The 20,594-nt window shown below is 67.5% G+C and carries 17 protein-coding genes; 9 read left to right on the top strand and 8 right to left on the bottom strand.

Annotated features, from left to right (window positions below; genetic code table 11):
* Positions 1 to 99: 99 nt before the first annotated feature.
* The gene (locus CEG14_RS20670; protein ID WP_094828247.1) at positions 100 to 627 is read left to right on the top strand and encodes a carboxymuconolactone decarboxylase family protein; all 528 of its coding nucleotides are present in this window, start codon (positions 100 to 102) and stop codon (positions 625 to 627) included.
* 28 nt (positions 628 to 655) lie between these two features.
* On the opposite strand, the gene tal is transcribed toward CEG14_RS20670, so the two are convergent.
* Positions 656 to 1,615 (bottom strand): transaldolase, encoded by a 960-nt coding sequence (gene tal, locus CEG14_RS20665; RefSeq protein WP_094828246.1) that lies wholly within the window; start codon positions 1,613 to 1,615, stop codon positions 656 to 658.
* A 274-nt stretch (positions 1,616 to 1,889) separates the two neighbouring features.
* Here tal and carA point away from each other — a divergent pair, with 274 nt between their 5' ends.
* The 4 genes from carA (at position 1,890) to CEG14_RS20645 (ending at position 8,111) form a co-directional block, all read left to right on the top strand.
* Positions 1,890 to 3,044, top strand: coding sequence for a glutamine-hydrolyzing carbamoyl-phosphate synthase small subunit (carA, locus tag CEG14_RS20660; protein ID WP_176461539.1), 1,155 nt, complete (start codon positions 1,890 to 1,892; stop codon positions 3,042 to 3,044).
* A 10-nt stretch (positions 3,045 to 3,054) separates the two neighbouring features.
* Positions 3,055 to 6,288 carry a carbamoyl-phosphate synthase large subunit gene (carB, locus tag CEG14_RS20655; RefSeq protein ID WP_094828244.1) on the top strand — a complete coding sequence of 1,078 codons (3,234 nt, stop codon included), beginning with the start codon at positions 3,055 to 3,057 and terminating at the stop codon, positions 6,286 to 6,288.
* A 63-nt stretch (positions 6,289 to 6,351) separates the two neighbouring features.
* Complete coding sequence (gene lpxO, locus CEG14_RS20650) at positions 6,352 to 7,248, top strand: lipid A hydroxylase LpxO (RefSeq protein WP_094828243.1); 897 nt, start codon at positions 6,352 to 6,354, stop codon at positions 7,246 to 7,248.
* A gap of 95 nt (positions 7,249 to 7,343) precedes the next feature.
* Positions 7,344 to 8,111, top strand: a complete 768-nt coding sequence (locus CEG14_RS20645) for an SDR family oxidoreductase (RefSeq protein ID WP_094828309.1) — start codon at positions 7,344 to 7,346, stop codon at positions 8,109 to 8,111.
* A 24-nt stretch (positions 8,112 to 8,135) separates the two neighbouring features.
* Here the strand turns inward: CEG14_RS20645 and CEG14_RS20640 are convergent, their stop codons facing one another.
* The 6 genes from CEG14_RS20640 to CEG14_RS20615 form a co-directional block, all read right to left on the bottom strand.
* A complete protein-coding gene (locus CEG14_RS20640; RefSeq protein ID WP_094828242.1) occupies positions 8,136 to 8,777 on the bottom strand; it encodes a histidine phosphatase family protein in 642 nt (213 codons plus the stop codon).
* Positions 8,770 to 9,687, bottom strand: coding sequence for a LysR family transcriptional regulator (locus CEG14_RS20635; RefSeq protein ID WP_094828241.1), 918 nt, complete (start codon positions 9,685 to 9,687; stop codon positions 8,770 to 8,772). The genes CEG14_RS20640 and CEG14_RS20635 overlap by 8 nt, the downstream gene beginning before the upstream one ends.
* A 74-nt stretch (positions 9,688 to 9,761) precedes the next feature.
* Complete coding sequence (locus CEG14_RS20630) at positions 9,762 to 10,847, bottom strand: ABC transporter ATP-binding protein (protein WP_094828240.1); 1,086 nt, start codon at positions 10,845 to 10,847, stop codon at positions 9,762 to 9,764.
* Positions 10,844 to 12,553, bottom strand: coding sequence for an ABC transporter permease (locus tag CEG14_RS20625; RefSeq protein WP_094828239.1), 1,710 nt, complete (start codon positions 12,551 to 12,553; stop codon positions 10,844 to 10,846). Before CEG14_RS20625 ends, CEG14_RS20630 begins: the two co-directional genes overlap by 4 nt.
* 66 nt (positions 12,554 to 12,619) lie before the next feature.
* Positions 12,620 to 13,942 carry an ABC transporter substrate-binding protein gene (locus CEG14_RS20620; RefSeq protein WP_094828238.1) on the bottom strand — a complete coding sequence of 441 codons (1,323 nt, stop codon included), beginning with the start codon at positions 13,940 to 13,942 and terminating at the stop codon, positions 12,620 to 12,622.
* A gap of 107 nt (positions 13,943 to 14,049) precedes the next feature.
* Positions 14,050 to 14,343 (bottom strand): FlxA-like family protein, encoded by a 294-nt coding sequence (locus CEG14_RS20615; RefSeq protein ID WP_094828237.1) that lies wholly within the window; start codon positions 14,341 to 14,343, stop codon positions 14,050 to 14,052.
* A gap of 155 nt (positions 14,344 to 14,498) precedes the next feature.
* On the opposite strand from CEG14_RS20615, the gene CEG14_RS20610 reads away from it, so the two are divergent.
* Positions 14,499 to 15,824: a solute carrier family 23 protein gene (locus CEG14_RS20610; RefSeq protein ID WP_094828236.1), complete on the top strand. Its 1,326-nt coding sequence runs from the start codon at positions 14,499 to 14,501 to the stop codon at positions 15,822 to 15,824.
* A 506-nt stretch (positions 15,825 to 16,330) separates the two neighbouring features.
* Positions 16,331 to 16,807, top strand: a complete 477-nt coding sequence (gene greA / locus CEG14_RS20605; protein WP_094802723.1) for a transcription elongation factor GreA — start codon at positions 16,331 to 16,333, stop codon at positions 16,805 to 16,807.
* Between the two features lie 407 nt (positions 16,808 to 17,214).
* Here greA and CEG14_RS20600 read toward each other — a convergent pair whose 3' ends face one another.
* Positions 17,215 to 17,841 (bottom strand): YhbY family RNA-binding protein, encoded by a 627-nt coding sequence (locus CEG14_RS20600; protein ID WP_094828235.1) that lies wholly within the window; start codon positions 17,839 to 17,841, stop codon positions 17,215 to 17,217.
* Positions 17,842 to 17,859: 18 nt separating this feature from the next.
* Between CEG14_RS20600 and CEG14_RS20595 the strand changes: the two genes are divergently transcribed.
* Complete coding sequence (locus CEG14_RS20595) at positions 17,860 to 18,495, top strand: RlmE family RNA methyltransferase (RefSeq protein ID WP_094828234.1); 636 nt, start codon at positions 17,860 to 17,862, stop codon at positions 18,493 to 18,495.
* Between the two features lie 202 nt (positions 18,496 to 18,697).
* Entirely contained in the window at positions 18,698 to 20,584 is a 1,887-nt protein-coding gene (gene ftsH, locus CEG14_RS20590; RefSeq protein WP_094828233.1) for an ATP-dependent zinc metalloprotease FtsH, read from the top strand.
* Positions 20,585 to 20,594: the final 10 nt, after the last annotated feature.

Raw genomic sequence — 20,594 nt, 5'->3', positions numbered from 1 at the left:
AAAACGGGGCCATGGCCTGCACGCGCCGGCCCGTCCCGCATGCGCCGTGCCCCGCGCCCGCCCTCACACCGATCGCGTTTCCTTACCTGGAGTCCGTGCATGGCCCGTCTTTCGTACGCCGACCTCGAACACCCCGAAGCCCGGCCGCTGGTCGATCGCATCGTCGCCGAGCGCGGCAGCGTGCTGCATCTCTACCAGATGCTGCTGCACAGCCCGCCCGTGGCGGCCGGCTGGCTCAACTACCTCACCTCGATCCGCCAGCTCAGCACCTTGCCCGGCGACCTGCGCGAGCTCGTCATCATGCGGGTGGCGGCGCTCAACGGCGCGCCCTACGAGGCCGACCAGCACGCGCCGATCGCCCTGAAAGAGGGCCTGTCGCAGGCGCAGCTCGACGCCTTGCCGGCCTGGGAGGCCAGCGATCTGTTCGCGGCGCGCGAGCGCGCGGTGCTGGCCTACACGGATGCGATGACGCGCCAGGTGCAGGTGCCCGACGCCGTCTTCGCGGCGGCGCGCGAGGCGGTCGGCACGGACCGGCTCATGATCGAGCTGACCGCCACGGTGGCGGCCTACAACATGGTGTCGCGCTTTCTCGAAGCGCTGCAGGTGCACAGCCACGACGCGCGCTGAGCGCGCCGCGGCTGGCGGGCGGGCCGCGTCAGCGGGCCGCCTGCGCCTCGATCAGCGCGTCGAGCTTGCGCCCGTCGGCCACGAAGGCGCGGATGCCTTCGGCCAGCTTGTCGCTGGCCATCGCATCGTCGTTGAGCAGCGTGCGGAACGCCACTTCGTCGACCGCGAGGGTCTCGGGCGCATCCTGCGCGGCCTGGCCGGCGTCGAGCCTGGCCGGCGCGTCGCCCTCGGCCTGCGACAGCTCGGTCAGCAGCTCGGGGCTGATGGTGAGCAGGTCGCAGCCCGACAGCGCCAGGATCTGGCCGCTGTTGCGGAAGCTGGCGCCCATGATCTCGGTGGCGATGCCGTGCGACTTGTAATAGCGGTAGATGCGCGTGACCGACAGCACGCCGGGGTCCTGCGCGCCGCTGCTGGCGGCCTCGTCCCAGGCCGCGCCGGCGCTCTTCTTGTACCAGTCGTAGATGCGGCCCACGAACGGCGAGATCAGCTGCACGCCGGCCTGCGCGCACGCCACGGCCTGCGGCAGCGAGAACAGCAGCGTGAGGTTGCAGCGGATGCCTTCCTGCTGCAGCACGCGCGCGGCCTCGATGCCTTCCCAGGTGGAGGCGATCTTGATCAGCACGCGCTCGCGCGGCACGCCGGCCGCGGCATACAGCGCGATCAGGCCGCGCGCCCGCTCGACGGTGGCGCGGGTGTCGAACGACAGGCGTGCGTCGACCTCGGTCGAGACCCGGCCCGGCACGATGTCGAGGATCTCGCGGCCGAAAGCCACCAGCAGGCGGTCGGTGCGTTCGGCCAGGCTGGCGCCGCGGTGGTCGCGCGCGGTGCGCTCGAGCAGCGGCCGGTAGGCGTCTTTCTGGACGGCCTTCAGGATCAGCGAGGGATTGGTGGTGGCGTCGGTGGGGCGCAGCGCCCGCATGGTCTCGAAGTCGCCGGTATCGGCGACGACGGTGGTGTGGCGGCGCAGGGCATCGAGCTGACTGGTCATAAGCGGTACGGCGGTGCCTTCAAGGGTTGGGATCAGGGATCCCCCAAGCGTATCACCGGCGCGGTGACAGCCGGGCGCCGCGGCCCGCTACCGGGCGCAACAAAATAGGGACAAAGTGTGAGGCGGGGGGGGGGGCGAAACGCATGACGGACGAGCGCTCGTCCGAGGCTGAAAACGGCCCGCAGGGCCTTATCTGGCGCGGTTTTTACGGGAAAATGACGGTCCGAGGTATAATCTGAAAGTTTGATTATCGATTCAGAAACCGGGGTTTACTGTGCTGCCGCAACTTTTTCCCGAGGGGATCAACCGCTTCCCTCCTGCAATTCTGGCTTTGGCGGACGGTACCATTTTTCGGGGCGTATCGATAGGCGCGCCGGGTCATACCGTGGCCGAAGTGGTGTTCAACACCTCCATGACGGGCTACCAGGAAATCCTCACGGACCCGAGCTACAGCGAACAGATCGTCACGCTGACCTATCCCCACATTGGCAACACCGGCGTCAATACCGAAGACGTCGAAGCCAATCGTGTGTACGCCGCCGGTCTGGTGGTGCGCGACTGCCCCGCGCGAGTGTCCAATTTCCGAGCCACCCAATCGCTGCCCGAATACCTGGCGGCGCAGGGCGTGGTCGCCATTGCCGGGATCGACACACGCAAGCTCACCCGCATCCTGCGCGACAAGGGCGCCCAGGGCGCATGTATCTTCGTGGGTGAAGATGCCGACCGCGCCGTCGAACTGGCGCGCAGCTTCCCCGGCATGGCCGGCCAGGACCTGGCCAAGGTCGTGTCGCAGAAAGACACCACTTCCTGGACCCAGGGCACCTGGCAGCTGGGCGAGGGCTTCTCCGCGCCCGCCCAGGACCAGTTCCATGTGGTGGCCTACGACTTCGGCGTGAAGCAGAACATCCTGCGCCTGCTGGCCGACCGCGGCTGCCGCATCACGCTGGTGCCGGCCGAAACCTCGGCCGAAGACGTGCTCAAGCACAATCCCGACGGCGTGTTCCTGTCCAACGGCCCCGGCGACCCCGAGCCCTGCGACTACGCCATCGCCGCCACCAAGACGTTCCTGGAGCGCAAGCTGCCGGTGTTCGGCATCTGCCTGGGCCACCAGATCATGGGCCTGGCCGTCGGCGGCAAGACCGTCAAGATGAAGACCGGCCACCACGGCGCCAACCATCCGGTGCAGGACATGCAATCCAAGCGCGTGTTCATCACCAGCCAGAACCACGGCTTCGCGGTCGACGCCGCCAGCCTGCCCGCCAACGCGCGCGTCACGCACGTGTCGCTGTTCGACGGCACCCTGCAGGGCTTCGAGCTCACCGATCGTCCGGCGTTCTGCTTCCAGGGTCACCCCGAAGCCAGTCCCGGACCGCACGACATCATCGTGCTGTTCGACAAGTTCATCAGCCTGATGGCCGGCCAGAAATAAAGATTCCACCATGCCCAAGCGTACAGACATAAAGAGCATCCTCATCATCGGCGCCGGCCCGATCATCATCGGGCAGGCTTGCGAGTTCGACTATTCGGGCGCGCAGGCTTGCAAGGCACTGAAGGCAGAGGGCTACCGCACCATCCTGGTCAACAGCAACCCTGCGACCATCATGACCGACCCGGAGACGGCCGATGTGACCTACATCGAACCGATCACCTGGCAGGCCGTCGAGAAGATCATCGAGCGCGAGAAGCCCGATGCGCTGCTGCCCACCATGGGCGGCCAGACCGCGCTGAACTGCGCGCTCGACCTGGCGCACAACGGCGTGCTGGCCAAGCACAACGTCGAGCTGATCGGCGCCAACGAACACGCCATCGAGAAGGCCGAAGACCGCCAGAAGTTCAAGCAGGCCATGACCGACATCGGCCTCGAATCGGCCAAGTCGGGCGTCGCCCACAGCATGGACGAGGCCTGGGAAGTGCAGCGCCGCATCGCGGCCGACGTCGGCACCTCCGGCTTCCCCGCCGTGATCCGCCCCAGCTTCACGATGGGCGGTTCGGGCGGCGGCATCGCCTACAACGCCGAGGAATTCGAAACCATCTGCCGCCGCGGCCTCGAAGCCTCGCCCACCAGCGAGCTGCTGATCGAGGAATCGCTGCTGGGCTGGAAGGAATTCGAGATGGAAGTGGTCCGCGACAAGGCGGACAACTGCATCATCGTCTGCTCGATCGAAAACCTCGATCCGATGGGCGTGCACACCGGTGACTCGATCACCGTGGCGCCGGCGCAGACGCTGACCGACAAGGAATACCAGATCATGCGCGACGCATCCATCGCGGTGCTGCGCGAGATCGGCGTCGACACGGGGGGCTCGAACGTGCAGTTCGCGGTCAACCCGCAGAACGGCCGCATGATCGTCATCGAAATGAACCCGCGCGTCTCGCGTTCGTCGGCCCTGGCCTCCAAGGCCACCGGCTTCCCGATCGCCAAGGTCGCGGCGCGCCTGGCCGTGGGCTACACGCTCGACGAGCTGAAGAACGAAATCACCGGCGGCGCGACCCCGGCCTCGTTCGAGCCCACGATCGACTACGTCGTCACAAAGGTGCCGCGTTTCGCGTTCGAGAAATTCCCGCAGGCCGACGCGCGCCTGACCACCCAGATGAAGTCGGTGGGCGAAGTGATGGCCATCGGCCGCACCTTCCAGGAATCGTTCCAGAAGGCCCTGCGCGGCCTCGAAGTCGGTGTCGACGGTCTCAACCAGAAGACCACCGATCGCGAGAAGCTGCAGGTCGAGCTGGGCGAGCCCGGTCCCGAGCGCATCTGGTACGTGGGCGACGCCTTCGCCCAGGGCTTCACGCTCGACGAAGTGCACAACATCACCCACATCGACCCGTGGTTCCTGGCCCAGATCAAGGAAATCGTCGACATCGAGCTCGCGCTCGAGCAGAAGACGCTGGCCGATCTCGACTTCGCCACGCTGTTCGAACTCAAGCGCCGCGGCTTCTCCGACCGCCGCCTCGCGTTCCTGCTGGATTCCTCGGAATCCGAAGTGCGCAAGCTGCGTCACCAGCTCAACGTGCGCCCGGTCTACAAGCGCGTCGACACCTGCGCTGCCGAGTTCGCCACCCGCACCGCCTACATGTACTCCACGTACGAGGAAGAGTGCGAGTCGCAGCCGACCGATCGCAAGAAGATCGTCGTGCTGGGCGGTGGCCCGAACCGCATCGGCCAGGGCATCGAGTTCGACTACTGCTGCGTGCACGCCGCGCTGGCGCTGCGCGAAGATGGTTACGAAACCATCATGGTCAACTGCAATCCCGAGACCGTCTCGACCGACTACGACACCTCCGACCGTCTGTACTTCGAGCCGCTGACGCTCGAAGACGTGCTGGAGATCGTCCACAAGGAAAACCCGGTCGGCATGATCGTCCAGTACGGCGGCCAGACCCCGCTGAAGCTGGCGCGTGCGCTCGAGGCCAACGGCGTGCCCATCATCGGCACCAGCCCCGAATCGATCGACGTGGCCGAAGACCGCGAGCGCTTCCAGAAGCTGCTCAACAAGCTCGGCCTGCGCCAGCCGCCCAACCGCACCGCGCGCACCGAGGGCGAAGCCCTGGCGCACGCCGCGGAAATCGGCTATCCGCTGGTCGTGCGTCCCAGCTACGTGCTGGGCGGCCGTGCCATGGAAATCGTGCACGAGCAGCAAGACCTCGAACGCTACATGCGTGAGGCGGTCAAGGTGAGCAACGACTCGCCGGTGCTGCTCGACCGCTTCCTCAACGACGCGACCGAAGTCGACGTCGACTGCCTGTCCGATGGCGAAACCGTCTTCATCGGCGGCGTCATGGAACACATCGAACAGGCCGGCGTGCACTCGGGCGACTCCGCATGCAGCCTGCCGCCGTACTCGCTGTCGGCCGAAGTCATCGCCGAGATCAAGCGCCAGACCGCCACCATGGCCAAGGCGCTCAACGTCTCGGGCCTGATGAACGTGCAGTTCGCGATCCAGGGCGGCGACGTCTACGTGCTCGAAGTGAACCCGCGCGCCTCGCGCACGGTGCCCTACGTGTCCAAGGCCACCGGCCTGCAGCTCGCCAAGATCGCCGCGCGCGCGATGGCCGGCCGCACCCTGGCCGACCAGGGCGTCACCGAAGAAGTCGTGCCGTCGTACTTCTCGGTCAAGGAAGCCGTGTTCCCGTTCGTGAAGTTCCCGGGCGTCGACACCATTCTCGGCCCCGAGATGAAGTCGACCGGTGAGGTCATGGGCGTGGGCCAGAGCTTCGGCGAGGCCTTCGTGAAGTCGCAGCTCGCGGCCGGCGTGCGCCTGCCCGAAGGCGGCACCGTGTTCATCAGCGTGAAAAACCAGGACAAGCCCCGCGCCGTCGAAGTGGCGCGCGGCCTGTTCAACCTGGGCTTCTCGCTGGTCGCCACGCGCGGCACCGCGGCCGAGATCCAGGCTGCCGGCATCCCCGTGCAGGTGGTGAACAAGGTCACCGAAGGCCGTCCGCACATCGTCGACATGGTCAAGAACGGCGAAGTGTCGCTGGTCATCAACACGGTCGAAGAGCGCCGCAATGCGATCGCCGACTCGCGCACCATCCGCACCCAGGCGCTCAACAACCGCGTCACGTTCTTCACCACGATCGCCGGCGCCCGCGCCGCGGTCGAGGGCATGCAATACCTGCGCCAGGGCCTCGGCCTGCAGGTGTACCCGCTGCAGGAGCTGCACGCAGCGCTGTGACGCGGTACGGTAATTGCTGAAGCCGTCCCGGGCCAGGTGCCCGGGACGGTATCAGGAGCTGCCATGAAGTGGGTCATACTCGCGATCTTCATCGCCACCGCAATGGTGGTGCATCTGCGTGGCCGGGTGCGGCATCGGTTGTCGCGCCAGGTGCTGGATCATTCCTCGTTCACCGCCCCGCTCAACGTCTTCATGTACGCCTTCTCGGGCGTGCCCAACCAGCCTTATCTCGATCTCGCCGCGTTTCCGCAGCTCAAGGTGCTGCAGGATCGTTGGGAGGAGATACGTGCCGAGGCCGAGCAGCTGTTCGGCGAAGGCCACATCAAGGCCTCCGGCAACTACGACGACGCCGGCTTCAATTCCTTTTTCAAGAGCGGCTGGAAGCGTTTCTACCTGACCTGGTACGACACCGCCCATCCGTCCGCGCTCGCGCTGTGTCCGCGCACCACCGCGCTGGTCAGCCAGATCCCGGGCATCAAGGCCGCGATGTTCGCCGCCCTGCCGCCGGGCAGCCGCCTGCCGCGCCACCGCGATCCCTACGCCGGATCCCTGCGCTACCACCTGGGCCTGATGACGCCCAACAGCCCGCAGTGCTACATCAACGTCGATGGCCAGGACTACTACTGGCGCGACGGCGAGCCGGTGATGTTCGACGAGACCTACATCCACTACGCCGAGAACACCACGCAGCAGAACCGCATCATCCTGTTCGCCGACATCGAGCGGCCGATGAAGTATCGCTGGGCCCAGGCCGTGAACCGCTTCTTCGGCACGCTGCTGCTCAAGGCGGCTGCCTCGCCCAACCAGGAGGGCGACCGCACCGGCGGCATCAACCGCATCTTCGGCGGCGTCTATGCCGTGCGCCGCCTCGGCAAGCGCATCAAGAAGAAGAGCAAGCCGCTGTACTATGCGCTCAAGTGGTCGCTGGTCATCGCCCTCTTCGCCCTGATCTTTCTCTGATCGCCGCGCCGGTCCGGAGGCGGGCGGGCGCACCGCTCCGAAGTCCGCCACCCGTCGATCCATCCACCGAGAGAGCCCGGCCCATGCCGCACCCCGTGCAGAACGTTTTCATCACCGGCGCCAGCAGCGGCCTGGGCGTGGCGCTGGCCGAACGCTATGCGGCGGCCGGCGCGCGGCTGGGCCTGGTCGGGCGCCGCGGCGAGGCGTTGCGCGAACTCGCCGACCGCCTGCCCGGCGAGCACCGCTGCTATGCGCTCGACGTGCGCGAGCGCGATGCCCTGCACGCGGCCGCGCACGATTTCATCGGCGTCTGCGACGGGCGGGTCGACGTGGTGATCGCCAGCGCCGGGATCAGCGCCGGCACGGTCACCGGCGAGTCGGATGACTACGCCGTGTTCAAGGCCATCTTCGACACCAACGTGCTCGCGATGGTGGCCACCTTCGAGCCCTTCATCGAGCCCATGCGCGCGCTCGGCGCCGGCCGGCTGGTGGGGATTGCCAGCGTGGCCGGCATTCGCGGCCTGCCGGGCGCGGGCGGCTACAGCGCGTCCAAGTCGGCGGTGGTGAGCTATTGCGAGAGCCTGCGGCTGGAGCTGTCGGGCACGGGCGTGGAGGTGGTCACGATCGCGCCCGGCTACATCCGCACCGCGATGACCGCGAAGAATCCCTACCGCATGCCGTTCCTGATGCCGGCCGAGCGCTTTGCCGAGCGGGCCTACGAGGCCATCGCGCAGGGCGTGTCGTACACGGTGATTCCGTGGCAGATGGGCATCGTGGCCAAGCTCATGCGGCTGCTGCCCAACGCCCTCTACGACCGCCTGGCGCGCAATGCGCCGCGCAAGCCGCGCATCGGCGCGAAGTAGGCGCGCCGCGGCGCCGCGGCGCCGTCAGGGCGTGACGTCGTCGCCGACCTCGTCGGCCACGTGGCTGACGTCGCCCCAGTCGAGCAGGCGCCACTGGCGCGGCGCCACGCTGACCTTGTTGATGCTCACGTTGAGCAGCGCCGCATCGCGCGGGCCGTTCAGCGGCACGCCGCTGGCCTGGCGCCAGATGATGTCGAGCACGCCGCCGTGCGTGAAGGCCAGCACCCGCTCGCCCTCGTGGCGGGCCGCGATGTCCTCGACCGTGGCCACGATGCGCGCCTGGAACTGCCCCAGCGTTTCGCCGCCCTCGAGCGCGCGCAGCGGATCGCGGCTCTTCCACGCCGCCGCGGCCTCGGGCGCCTTGGTGTCGAGCGAGTCGTAGTCGAGGCCCTCGAGCACGCCGAAGCCGCGTTCGCGCAGGCCGGGTTCGGTGCGCACCCGCAGGCCCAGCACCTCGCCCACCGGCTCGGCCGTGTGCAGCGCACGCTGCAGGTCGCTGCTGTAGAGCGCCGCGAACCGCGTGTCTTCGAGCTGGCGCATGCGCTGCGCCAGCAGCCCGGCCTGGTTGCGGCCGGATTGATTCAGGGGGATGTCCTGCCAGCCTTGCAGGCGGCGGGCAACGTTCCAGTCGGTTTCGCCGTGGCGGATGAACCAGATTTCAGTCATGTGAAGCGAGCGCCAGTGCGGAAGCCGGTCCCGGCTTCCAGATTTTCCGAATCATGGAGCTTAACGCCACCATGAGCGCTTCGCCAGCGCGCTCGGGCTGCACGAAGAAGCCCAGCGTGGCGTCCGCGCGCGCCTGGCCCCACACGATGAAGTCCTGCGAGGCGGCGCCCGCCAGCGCGGTTTCCTCGCGCAGCAGCGCGCAGCCGGCGCCGGCGCGCACCAGCGCATCGAGGTTGGCCTGGTCGTCGTTCTGCATCACGACCCGCGGCGCGAGGCCGTGGCGCTCGAACATGTCGCGCAGCAGCAGGTGGGTATGGCTGCCGGCCGGGCCGTCGAGCCAGGGCAATTGCGCGATGTCGCGCCAGCCGGCGCGCTTGAGCGTGTCGCCCAGCGAGCGGGGCAGCGCGATGCGGTAGCGCACGCTGCGCAGCGCCAGCCACTGCACGCCGCGCGGCGGATTGGCCATGATGGCGAACGCGGCCGCCAGCTTGCCGGTGCCGACCTGTTCCAGCAGCTGCGCGGCCGGCTGTACGTGGGTCTTGAGCTCCACCAGCGGCAGCCGCTGCGTGAGCGCCGCCGCCAGCTCGCCCAGCCGCAGGAAGTCGGGCTGCTCGCTCGGCACGCCGAGGTCGACCGCGCCCTGCAGCGCGCCCTGCATCTGCTGTGCCTCCGACTTGAGCTGCACGCCCAGCACCAGCAGCGCTTCGGCGGTGGGCAGCAGGGCCTCGCCCGACTTCGACAGCGTCATGCGGCCGGCGCCGCGCTCGAACAGCGCCACGCCCAGGCTTTGCTCCAGGGCCTTGATCTGCGCCGTGACCGCGGGCTGGGTCAGCGACAGGGCCTCGGCCGCGCGCGTGAGATTGCCCAGCCGCGCGACCGTGACGAAGGCCCGGATCTGATAGATTTCCATGGCGTAAGGGTAGGGACTGGCCGTTGCGCGCGCAACGGATTTGCCCTCAGGGCAAACCCGTGCCGCGCACGCGCTCAGGCCGCCAGCAGCCGGATCTGCGTGGGCTCCAGCCCCACCGACACGGGCGCGCCCACCGGGAAGGGCGAGAGCCCGGCCAGGTGGGTCTGGTCGGCGGTGATGCGCTGGTCGCCCACCTGCACCTGGTAGCGCGTGAACTCGCCCAGGAACTCGCTGGCCTCGACCACCCCCGGCAGCCAGACGTAGCGGGCGTCGCCCAGGCCATCGGCCATGTCGATCTGCACGGTGTGCGGCCGGAAGCTCGCCGCCAGGCGCGGCGCGTCCGGGATCTCGCCCGTCACCGGCAGCTGCAGCTCGCCCACGCCGTCCACCGCCAGGGTCACGCTGGCGCGGTCGCGCTCGCGCACCGCGCCTTCCAGCACATTCATCGTGCCGACGAAGTTGGCCACGAAGCGGTTGACCGGGTAATCGAACAGCGTGGTCGGCGAACCGATCTGCTGCACCACGCCGTGGTCCAGCACCGCCATGCGGTCGGCCGTCGTCATCGCCTCTTCCTGGTCGTGCGTGACGAAGATGGTGGTGATGCCGAGCCGGCGCTGCAGCGACAGCAGGTCCTGGCGCATCTGCACGCGCAGCTTCTTGTCGAGGTTGGAGAGCGGCTCGTCGAGCAGCAGCACCTGCGGCTCGATCACGATGGTGCGGGCCAGCGCCACGCGCTGCTGCTGCCCGCCCGAGAGCTGGTTGGGCCGGCGCTTGCCGTATTGCGACAGGCCCACCAGGTCGAGCGCCGCCTGCACCTTGGCGCGGATCTCCTCGCGCGGCAGCTTGCGTTCGACCAGGCCGAAGGCCACGTTGTCCCACACCGTCATGTGGGGCCACAGGGCATAGTTCTGGAACACCATGCCGATGTTGCGTTTCCAGGGCGGCGTGCCCGACACATCCTGGCCGTCGATCAGCAGCTGGCCGTGGCTGTGCTGGTTGAAGCCGGCGATCAGGCGCAGCAGGGTCGACTTGCCCGAGCCCGAGGGGCCGAGCAGGGCAAAGAACTCGCCCGGTTCGACGTCGATGTTGACGTCCTTCAGGACCTCGTTCTTGCCGTACGAGAGCCGGATGTTGCGGCAATGGACGCTGACTTTTTTCATGCGGATTCCTCGTTGCGTGCGGGACGCTGCCGTGCGGAGGCGCGTTCGACCAGGAGATGCGAGACATAGGTGCCGATGCCCACCGCGACCACGGCGAGCACGCCCAGCGCGGCGCCCGGCCCGCGGCCGGCGGCGCTTTGCATGTAGAGATAGATGCCGTAGCTCATCGGGGCCTGGCTGTCGCGCGTCACCAGCATGATGGTGGCCGAGAGCTCGACCGCGGCCGTGACGAAGCTGGTGACGAAGCCGGCCAGCATGCCGCCGGCCATGAGCGGCACCACCACGCGGCGGATCGTGCTCATGCGGCTGGCGCCGAGCGATTCGGCCGCCTCCTCGAGCGACACGTTGATCTGCTGCAGCGCCGCCACGCAGGAGCGCAGCGCATAGGGCAGGCGCCGCACCGAGTAGGCGATCATGATGACGATCCACGACGAGGTCAGCAGCGTGCCGGTGCCCGGGATCTCCACGCCGCGGAAGGTGCGCAGAAAGCCGATCGCCAGCACGATGCCCGGGATCGCCAGCGCGGCCGAGGCGAGGAAATCCAGCCACTGCCTGGCCGGCAGCCGCGTGCGCAGCATCAGGTAGGCGATGGCCGTGCCCAGGATCACGTCGATGCCTGCGGCCAGGCCGCAGTACAGCAGCGTGTTGGCGATCATGCCCTGCGATTCGCTGAACACCGCGCTGTAGTGCGCCAGCGTGTAGCCGTCGGGCAGGGGCGCGAAGCTCCACACGCTGGCGAGCGAAAGCAGCAGCACGCCCAGGTGCGGCGACAGCACCAGCAGCAGCACCAGCGCGATCCAGCCGTAGGCCAGCACCGATTCGGTGGGGCGCAGCTTGCGCTTCTGGATCGACGAGCCGCCTTTCTGCAGCGTGGAGTAGTCCTTGCCGCGCAGCACCCGTGCCGACAGCCACAGCGCCAGGATCGAGAAGGCGATCATGATGACGCTGATGACGTAGCCCAGCGGATCCTCGAGCCCGACCTGCGTGATGCGCAGATAGGCCTGCGGCGCCAGCATGTTGGTGGTGCCCAGCACGAGCGGCGTGCCCAGGTCGTCGAACACCTTCACGAACACCAGCGAGGTGCCCGCCACGTAGCCGGGCAGCGCCAGCGGGAAGATCACCCGGCGGAACAGGCGGAAGCCGCGCGAGCCCAGGTTGAACGCCGCCTCCTCCATGGAGCCGTCGATGTTGCGCAGCGCCACCACCAGGTTCATCAGGATGAACGGGAAGTAGTGCAGCGCCTCGACGAAGATCACGCCGTTCAGGCCCTCCATGAACGGAATGGTGAAGCCGAACCAGTCGTCGAGCAGCAGGTTGACGCTGCCGGAGCGGCCGAACAGCAGCTGCATCGCTACCGCGCCCACGAAGGGCGGCATGATGAGCGGCAGCACGCCCAGCGTCTGGATCAGCAGGGCGCCGCGGAAGTCGAAGCGCACCGTGAAGTACGCCAGCGGCACCGCGATCACCGAGGCCAGCAGCGCCGACCAGCCGGCCACGTACAGGCTGTTGAAGAAGGCCTCGCGCATGAGGGGCTGGCCGGCGAACGCGCCGAAGTGGCCCAGCGTGAAGCTGCCGTCCGCGTTGACGAACGCGCTGTAGAAAACGGTGCCCACGGGGAACACCAGGAACAGGCCGAGAAACCCGAGCACCAGCAACGCGGCGAACAGGGGACCGGCGGGCAAGCGGGAAGAGCCCGATAGCATCATGGACATCCAGGCAGGGAGTCAGGGAAGGGCGGCCGGCCGGGCGCGAGCGCCGCGGCCGGCGCCGGATCAGAGGGCGGCCGCCTGGCGCGCCAGCTTCACCGCTTCTTCGTAGTTGGCGCGGGCCGTGCCGTTCCACTCGCCTTCCAGCTTGGTGATCTGCTGGTTCACCGCGGCATCCTTCTTGTTGCCGGCGAAGATCTTGAGGAACTCGGGGTCGGCGGCGCGCTTGCCGTCGACCAGCGGCGCCCAGGCCAGCTTGCGCGCCTGTGCCAGCAGCTCGGCGGCCTTGCCGCTCCTGGCCTTGTCGCCCAGCTTGGCCTCGGCCTCGTAGATGGCGCGGGTCGCGGCCTGCAGCTCCTTCAGGCGGAAGGTGATGGTCTGGTCGTAGAGGCTCTGCACCACGTAGTAGCGCGACTGCGACAGGTCCGCGTCGAAGTGGACCTTGCTGCGCTTGGCGATGTCGGCCGGGTTCGGATAGCCCTCGGGGATGCTGCCCTTGAGCTGGTCATAGGGCAGCACGGGCAGGCGCGAGATCTTGGGCTCGAGCAGCAGCTTCTGGCCGGCCTCGCTCAGCGTGAAGGCGATGAACTTCTTGCCCTCGTCGCTGTTCTTGGCGCCGTCGATGAGCGCGATGTTGGCCGGCACGATCGCGGTTTCCGAGGGATAGACGAACTCCACCGGGAACTTGGAATACTTGCTCGACAGGCCGAAGAAGTCGATCACCGGGCCGGCGGCGAACTGGCCGTTGTTGACGCCATCGGGCACGCCGAACGAGCGTTCGGTGACCGCGCTGGCGTTGCCCGACATGCGCAGCAGCGTCTGCCAGCCGTCGTCCCAGCCCTCGCCCTGCAGGATGGTCTCCACCGTCAGGTGCATGGTGCCCGAGCGCGACGGCGCGGTGATGCCGACGTGGCCGAACCACTGCGGCGCCAGCAGGTCCTTCCATTCCACCGGCGCGGCGAGCTTGTGCGCCTTGAGGTAGCGGGTGTTGTACATGATGCCGTAGCCGGCCAGGGCCTGGCCCATGTACAGGCCCGAAGGATCGTTGATCGGGTAGCTGCCGATCTTGTCGGGCACGTTCTTGTTGAGCGCGTCCGGCGCCTTCACCAGCAGCTTGTCGCGCGCCAGCACCTCGAAGGCGTCGGGCGCGCTGGCCCAGAACACCTCGGGACGCTGCCCGGCCGGCGTCTCGCGCACGAAGGCGATGCCGGCCACGGTGTTCTTGTTCAGGATTTCCAGCGTGATGCCCGGATTGGCCTTCTCGAAGGCCGTCTTGTAGGCCTGGGTCAGGTCCTTCGGGAACGACGTGATCACGGTCACGGTGCCGGCCAGTGCGGGCAGGCAGGTGGCGAGCAACGCGGCCGCCAGCGTGGGACGCAGGATGCGCATGGTCTGTCTCCTCTTGTATTGGATTTGTGCGACAGACCATAGACCCTGCCTCGCGGCAGCGTCCAATCACAATTTCTGATGCGCCCGATCAATGGGCGCGCCGCGGCTCAGCCCTGGGCCTGCTGCGTCTGCTCGTTCAACAGCTTCTGGATCTGGGCCTGGATCTGCGTTGCCTGGGTGTTCAGGGCCTGGATCTGCCGGTTCTTCTGCTCGTCGGTGGCATTGCTCTCGCGCACCTTGGCGACCTGGCGCATGATCTCGCTCAGTTGCTTCTGCAACTGTCGCAGTTGCGCGCGCACCGACGTGGGATCCTCCTCGACGCTCTTGCTGCTTTCGGCGGCGCTGCCACGCGACAGGAAGTTGGCAATCGCGCTGGAACTGCTGACGGACGAGATCGACATGCGGGGTGCTCCCGGGTGGGGTTGAGGCGGGCCGCGAGATCGGCCTGGGGATAGCCCTAATACGGCAGTCCCGCGGCAGACTTAAATCCATTGCCGCGGATTTGCGCTGCCCCTTAAACTTGCGCCCGCCCAACCCTTTCCTGAGCGGAACCTCCATGGCCAACTCCTACTTCCCGCGCTGGCGTCAGGTCGACGACAACGTGCCCGGCGCCATCATCGCGCCCGACGAGCGCCTGTCCTGGCCCAAGAACGTCGCCATGGGCGCGCAGCACGTGGTCGCCATGTTCGGCTCCACCGTGCTGGCGCCGCTGCTGATGGGCTTCGATCCGAACGTCGCCATCCTGATGTCGGGCATCGGCACGCTGATCTTCTTCCTGTTCGTGGGCGGCCGGGTGCCGAGCTACCTGGGCTCGAGCTTCGCCTTCATCGGCGGGGTGGTGGCGGTCACCGGCTACGCCGGCGCCGGCCCCAACGCCAACATCGGCGTGGCGCTGGGCGCCATCATCGCCTGCGGCCTGGCCTACACCCTGATCGGCCTGATCGTCTGGGCGGTGGGCGACCGCCGGGGCGGTGGCGCGGGCTGGATCGAGGTCCTGATGCCGCCGGTTGTGACCGGCGCGGTCGTCGCCGTGATCGGCCTGAATCTCGCGCCGATCGCGGCCAAGGGCGCCATGGGCGGCTCCACCTTCGATGCCGTGATGGCCATCGTCACCATGCTGTGCGTGGGCGGCATCGCGGTCGCCACGCGCGGCATGGTGCAGCGCCTGCTGATCCTGGTGGGCCTGATCCTGGCCTGCGTGATCTATGCGATCTGCGCCAATGGCCTGGGCCTGGGCAAGCCGATCGACTTCTCCGGCGTGGCCGCGGCCGCCTGGCTCGGCCTGCCGCACTTCACCGCGCCGGTGTTCCAGGCCGAGGCGATGGGCCTGATCGTGCCGGTCGCCGTCATCCTGGTGGCCGAGAACCTCGGTCACGTGAAGGCGGTGAGCGCCATGACCGGCCGCGACATGGACCGCTACCTCGGCCGCGCCTTCGTGGGCGACGGCATGGCCACGATGGTGTCCGGCGCCGTGGGCGGCACCGGCGTCACCACCTACGCCGAGAACATCGGCGTGATGGCCGTCACCCGGATCTATTCCACGCTGGTGTTCGTGGTGGCCGCCCTGATCGCCATCGTGCTGGGCTTCTCGCCCAAGTTCGGCGCGCTGATCCAGACCATCCCCGGCCCGGTGCTGGGCGGCATGTCGGTGGTCGTGTTCGGCCTGATCGCGATCGCCGGCGCCCGCATCTGGGTCGTGAACCAGGTCGACTTCGCCGACAACCGCAACCTCATCGTCGCCGCCGTGACCCTGGTCATGGGCGCGGGCGACTTCACCCTGAAGCTCGGCAATTTCGTGCTGGGCGGCATCGGCACCGCCACCTTCGGCGCCATCCTGCTCTACGCCGTGCTCGGCTGGATGCAGCGCAAGCCGGCCCGCTGAACGCCGGCGCGGCCGGGCGGCTGCCCGGCCCACGGCCGCGCCGGGCCAGGCGCCCGCTTCGTCACGGCCTGCCCGTCGCGCCGGCTCCGGGTTTGCCCTGAGCGCCGGCCCCCGTGGAGCGGGCAGGGCGTACGACCGTGCTGGCATTTTTCGGTTACAGGTGTCGAACGGCGGCGAAATGGTGCCGAAATGGCGCCGAAATGGCAGCAAAATCGGCGCCGGATGCGGCCACTTGCAATTTCCGGCGGCATTGACCACAATGATGACTTGATTGCCCCGGTTCCGACCCGAGCCGGGGTTTTGTTTTGGTCGAAGCCATGCCGCGCCACAACGGTATCGCCGGCCCTGGAGACAAATAGGGGAGCGCGGGCTCAGGCCCTGCATCGCTCCCGGGTCCACCTTGCTCACTTACGCCCAGCCGTGCCGCGGTGCGGGGGCGCAGCTTGGCTCAGACCTTCACCGAAGCGCTCCTCGGAGCGTTTAATTTTTTTTGTTTGGGAAACGACATGTCTGCCATTCCGTTGACAGTGCGCGGGGCCGAGCGCTTGCAGGCCGAGTTGCACCGCTTGAAAACCATCGAACGTCCTTCCGTGATCAATGCGATCGCCGAAGCGCGTGCGCAGGGTGATCTGTCGGAAAACGCCGAATACGATGCCGCCCGTGAACGCCAGGGCTTCATCGAAGGCCGGATCGCCGAACTCGAGGGCACGCTCTCCAATGCCCACCTGATCGACCCGACGGCGCTGGACGCCGAAGGCCGCGCCGTGTTTGGCGCCACCGTCGACATCGAAGACCTGGATTCGGGCGACCGCCTGACCTACCAGATCGTCGGCGACGTCGAGGCCGACATCAAGTCGAACCTCATCTCCGTGTCGAGCCCGGTCGCGCGTGCGCTGATCGGCAAGAGCGAAGGCGATGTGGTTGAAGTGCAGGCGCCCTCGGGCGTGCGTGAGTACGAAGTCCTCGGCGTTCGTTACCTGTAACGTCGATTCCGCCCCCGCGGAACCCGGCCGCAATCCTTTGCGCGCCACGCGCCGGCAGGCATCTCGCCCCGGCAACACGGCACACCCGCCGTGCCGGCCCGAACCGTCCCGACTCGCGCGGACAGGCAGGCCGGAACGCGTGGAACCGGGTTCCAGCCCAGGCGAGTCCGGCCTCGTGCCGGCCGCCCTGTCCAGGCTGTCGGGGGCGCGGTTTTTATCCCGGCAGGCCCGGGAGCAGTAACCCCCTCTGTTGCATAGCGAGCCGCTTTCGCGGTCGGGCGCCGCGCGCGGATCACGCGCACGGGCGAGCCGCCGGCGCTACGGATCGCGGCAGGATGCAGGCAGGGCAGGGGAAAGAAAAGAAACTGCCGGCGGCGCCCGAGGCGCGGCCGGCAGGTTTGAAGCGCTTACTTGCTGCGCGAGGTCTTGCGCACGCCGCTGCGCATGCCGCTGCGCACGCCAACGCCCGAACGGGCGCCGGCACGCAGGCTCAGGGCGCTGCCCGAGCGGCGCGGCACGCCGTGGCCGGGTTTGGCAGGCGATTTGCGATTGGAAGGACGCGCAGGACGGCCGTTTTCGTTCAGAATGTCGCGGGCGCTCGAGTGACCGAGTTTGTCGGGCACGGTGGCGGCGGCGGGCTTGCGGGTCGGCCGGGCCTTGGTGAGCGTCTTGCCTTCGGCGGCGAGCTTCTTGGGCGTATGCGGCTCGGAGGCGCGGCGCTTGGTGCTGGGGGCTTCGTCGCTGTCGGACTGCGTGCGGGTATCGTGGCGATACAGGATGAAGAGCTTGCCCAGGTGATGCACCGGGGCGCACGACAGCGTGTCGCAGATGGAGGCGAGCATGGCCTCGCGGGCCTCGCGGTCGTCGCCGCCCGCACGGACCTTGATCAGTTCGTGGGCATTGAGGGCGCGGTCGATTTCCTTGAGAACGGCCTCGGTCAGGCCGTTGTCACCGATCAAAACGACCGGGCGCAGCGAATGCGCGGCTGACCGCAGGTCGCTGCGCTCGCGAGAGGTGAGTTCTAATATAGGCATGCGTGGAATTGTACGGTAATGGCCAAGAATAAATTCTCGAAAGACTGGATTCACCAGCACATCAACGACCCTTATGTGAAGCTGGCGCAACAGAAGGGTTATCGGGCACGGGCCGCATTCAAGCTGATCGAGATCCTCGATACCGAAAAGCTGATGCGGCGCGGCGACGTCGTGGTCGACCTGGGCTCCGCCCCGGGCAGCTGGTCGCAGGTGGCGCGCGAGCGTCTCGCCGGCCCCGGCGGCGTGGTCGACGGGCGCATCATCGCCCTCGACATGCTGCCGATGGAGCCCATTGCGGGCGTCGAGTTCTTCCAGGGCGACTTTCGCGAAGACGAAATCCTCCAGGAACTCGAAAATCGCGTCGGCAACCAGGTCGTGGACCTTGTAATGTCGGATATGGCCCCCAACTTGTCGGGGGTAGGTGTCGCCGATGCGGCCCGCATTCAGCATTGTTGTGATCTGGCCCTGGAATTTTCCCGAGCACATCTGAAGCCGAACGGCGCGCTCATCGTCAAGGCCTTCCACGGCAGTGGCTTTTCCCAGATCGTCCAGTCGTACAAGCAGGTATTCAAACGGGTCGTCGAGCGCAAGCCGAAGGCTTCGCGAGACAAGTCGTCCGAGACCTTCCTGGTCGCGCGCGACCTGAAACAGTAAGACCCGCCAGGCGGGCGTGCCGGCCAGTTGTTACCGGCGCACGCACCTGGCAAAGCCTTAAACCAAACGAAACCGCCCGGTGCCGGGCGGCGGCCAACGCGATCCGCCCCGACAGGGTAGAATGGGCCATTGACAAATTTGTTGGCTGCGTTTTCTCGCGGGGAGGCAGCCACCGGTCGGAATCGATAGCAGGAGATCGACCTTGAACAATTCGTTTTCTAAAGTCGCGGTCTGGATGGTGATCGCACTGGTCCTGTTCACGGTATTCAAGCAGTTCGATGGACGTGCTCAGAGCCAGGACGGTGTCACCTACACCCAGTTCATGGACGACGCCAAGGCGGGTCGCATCCGCAAGGTCGATGTGCAGGGCGACGTGCTCTACGTGACGCCCGATTCCGGCCGTTCGTACACGCTCACCTCGCCGGGCGACCTGTGGATGGTCTCCGATCTGCTGAAGTACGGCGTGCAGGTCTCGGGCAAGGCGCGCGAAGAGCCGTCGCTGCTGATGAGCATCTTCGTGTCGTGGTTCCCGATGCTGCTGCTGATCGGCGTGTGGATATTCTTCATGCGACAGATGCAGGGCGGCGGGCGCGGTGGTGCGTTCTCGTTCGGCAAGTCCCGTGCGCGCATGCTCGACGAAAACACCAACCAGATCACCTTCGCCGACGTCGCCGGTTGCGACGAAGCCAAGGAAGACGTTCAAGAGCTGGTCGATTTCCTGCGCGACCCCAGCAAGTTCCAGAAGCTCGGCGGCCGCATTCCGCGCGGCGTGCTGATGGTCGGCTCGCCCGGCACCGGCAAGACGCTGCTGGCCAAGGCCATCGCCGGCGAAGCCAAGGTGCCGTTCTTCAGCATCTCGGGTTCCGACTTCGTCGAAATGTTCGTCGGCGTGGGCGCGGCCCGCGTGCGCGACATGTTCGAAAACGCCAAGAAGCACGCGCCCTGCATCATCTTCATCGATGAAATCGACGCGGTCGGCCGCCAGCGTGGCGCCGGCCTGGGCGGCGGCAACGACGAACGCGAACAGACGCTGAACCAGATGCTGGTCGAGATGGACGGCTTCGAGTCGGGCCAGGGCGTGATCGTGATCGCAGCCACCAACCGTCCCGACGTGCTGGATCCGGCGCTGCTGCGTCCGGGCCGCTTCGACCGCCAGGTCGTGGTGCCGCTGCCCGACATCCGTGGCCGCGAGCAGATCCTGAAGGTCCACATGCGCAAGGTGCCGCTGTCGCCCAACGTCGACGCCACCATCCTCGCACGCGGCACCCCGGGCTTCTCCGGCGCTGACCTGGCCAACCTGGTCAACGAAGCCGCCCTGTTCGCCGCCCGCCGCAACGGCCGCACGGTCGACATGTCCGACTTCGAAAAGGCCAAGGACAAGATCATCATGGGCGCGGAACGCCGCTCCATCGTGATGCCCGAGGAAGAGCGCAAGAACACCGCCTACCACGAGTCCGGCCATGCCATCGTGGCGCGCATGCTGCCCAAGACCGACCCGGTGCACAAGGTCACCATCATCCCGCGCGGCCGCGCGCTGGGCGTGACCATGCAGCTGCCGGAATCGGATCGCTACAGCATGGACAAGGGCCGTCTGCTCAACACCATCGCGGTGCTGTTCGGTGGCCGTATCGCCGAAGAAATCTTCATGGACCAGATGACGACGGGCGCCTCGAACGACTTCGAACGCGCCACCGCCATCGCCCGCGACATCGTCACCCGCTACGGCATGACCGACGAGTTGGGCCCGATGGTCTATGCCGAGAACGAAGGCGAAGTGTTCCTGGGCCGCAGCGTCACCAAGACGACCCACGTTTCCGAAGCCACCATGCAGAAGGTCGACGGCGCCATCCGCCACATCATCGACGAGCAGTACGGCGTGGCGCGCAAGATCCTCGAAGACAACCGCGACAAGGTCGAAGTCATGACCAGCGCGCTGCTCGAGTGGGAAACCATCGACGCCGACCAGATCGAAGACATCATCCAGGGCCGTCCGCCGCGTCCGCCCAAGACGCCGCAAGGCCCGTCGGATACGCCGGATTCGCCCGCTTCGGGCGTGGCGCCCGGCGGCAACACGGCCGCTGCGGTCTGATTCCGATCAG

This window comes from Bordetella genomosp. 1, from assembly GCF_002261335.1.
Classification (GTDB): Bacteria; Pseudomonadota; Gammaproteobacteria; order Burkholderiales; family Burkholderiaceae_B; genus Bordetella.
Note: the sequence above shows the minus strand (reverse complement) of the source record. Positions and strands in the feature narration are given on the sequence as shown.

What these genes read in the sequence shown, in the direction of transcription:
- CEG14_RS20630 (WP_094828240.1), bottom strand. Translation starts at nt 10,847, where the DNA reads ATGAAAAAAGTCAGCGTCCATTGCCGCAACATCCGGCTCTCGTACGGC.
- CEG14_RS20600 (WP_094828235.1), bottom strand. Translation starts at nt 17,841, where the DNA reads ATGCCTATATTAGAACTCACCTCTCGCGAGCGCAGCGACCTGCGGTCA.
- lpxO (WP_094828243.1), top strand. Translation starts at nt 6,352, where the DNA reads ATGAAGTGGGTCATACTCGCGATCTTCATCGCCACCGCAATGGTGGTG.
- CEG14_RS20635 (WP_094828241.1), bottom strand. Translation starts at nt 9,687, where the DNA reads ATGGAAATCTATCAGATCCGGGCCTTCGTCACGGTCGCGCGGCTGGGC.
- CEG14_RS20620 (WP_094828238.1), bottom strand. Translation starts at nt 13,942, where the DNA reads ATGCGCATCCTGCGTCCCACGCTGGCGGCCGCGTTGCTCGCCACCTGC.
- CEG14_RS20670 (WP_094828247.1), top strand. Translation starts at nt 100, where the DNA reads ATGGCCCGTCTTTCGTACGCCGACCTCGAACACCCCGAAGCCCGGCCG.
- CEG14_RS20625 (WP_094828239.1), bottom strand. Translation starts at nt 12,553, where the DNA reads ATGATGCTATCGGGCTCTTCCCGCTTGCCCGCCGGTCCCCTGTTCGCC.
- CEG14_RS20595 (WP_094828234.1), top strand. Translation starts at nt 17,860, where the DNA reads ATGGCCAAGAATAAATTCTCGAAAGACTGGATTCACCAGCACATCAAC.
- greA (WP_094802723.1), top strand. Translation starts at nt 16,331, where the DNA reads ATGTCTGCCATTCCGTTGACAGTGCGCGGGGCCGAGCGCTTGCAGGCC.
- CEG14_RS20640 (WP_094828242.1), bottom strand. Translation starts at nt 8,777, where the DNA reads ATGACTGAAATCTGGTTCATCCGCCACGGCGAAACCGACTGGAACGTT.
- CEG14_RS20615 (WP_094828237.1), bottom strand. Translation starts at nt 14,343, where the DNA reads ATGTCGATCTCGTCCGTCAGCAGTTCCAGCGCGATTGCCAACTTCCTG.
- CEG14_RS20610 (WP_094828236.1), top strand. Translation starts at nt 14,499, where the DNA reads ATGGCCAACTCCTACTTCCCGCGCTGGCGTCAGGTCGACGACAACGTG.
- tal (WP_094828246.1), bottom strand. Translation starts at nt 1,615, where the DNA reads ATGACCAGTCAGCTCGATGCCCTGCGCCGCCACACCACCGTCGTCGCC.
- carB (WP_094828244.1), top strand. Translation starts at nt 3,055, where the DNA reads ATGCCCAAGCGTACAGACATAAAGAGCATCCTCATCATCGGCGCCGGC.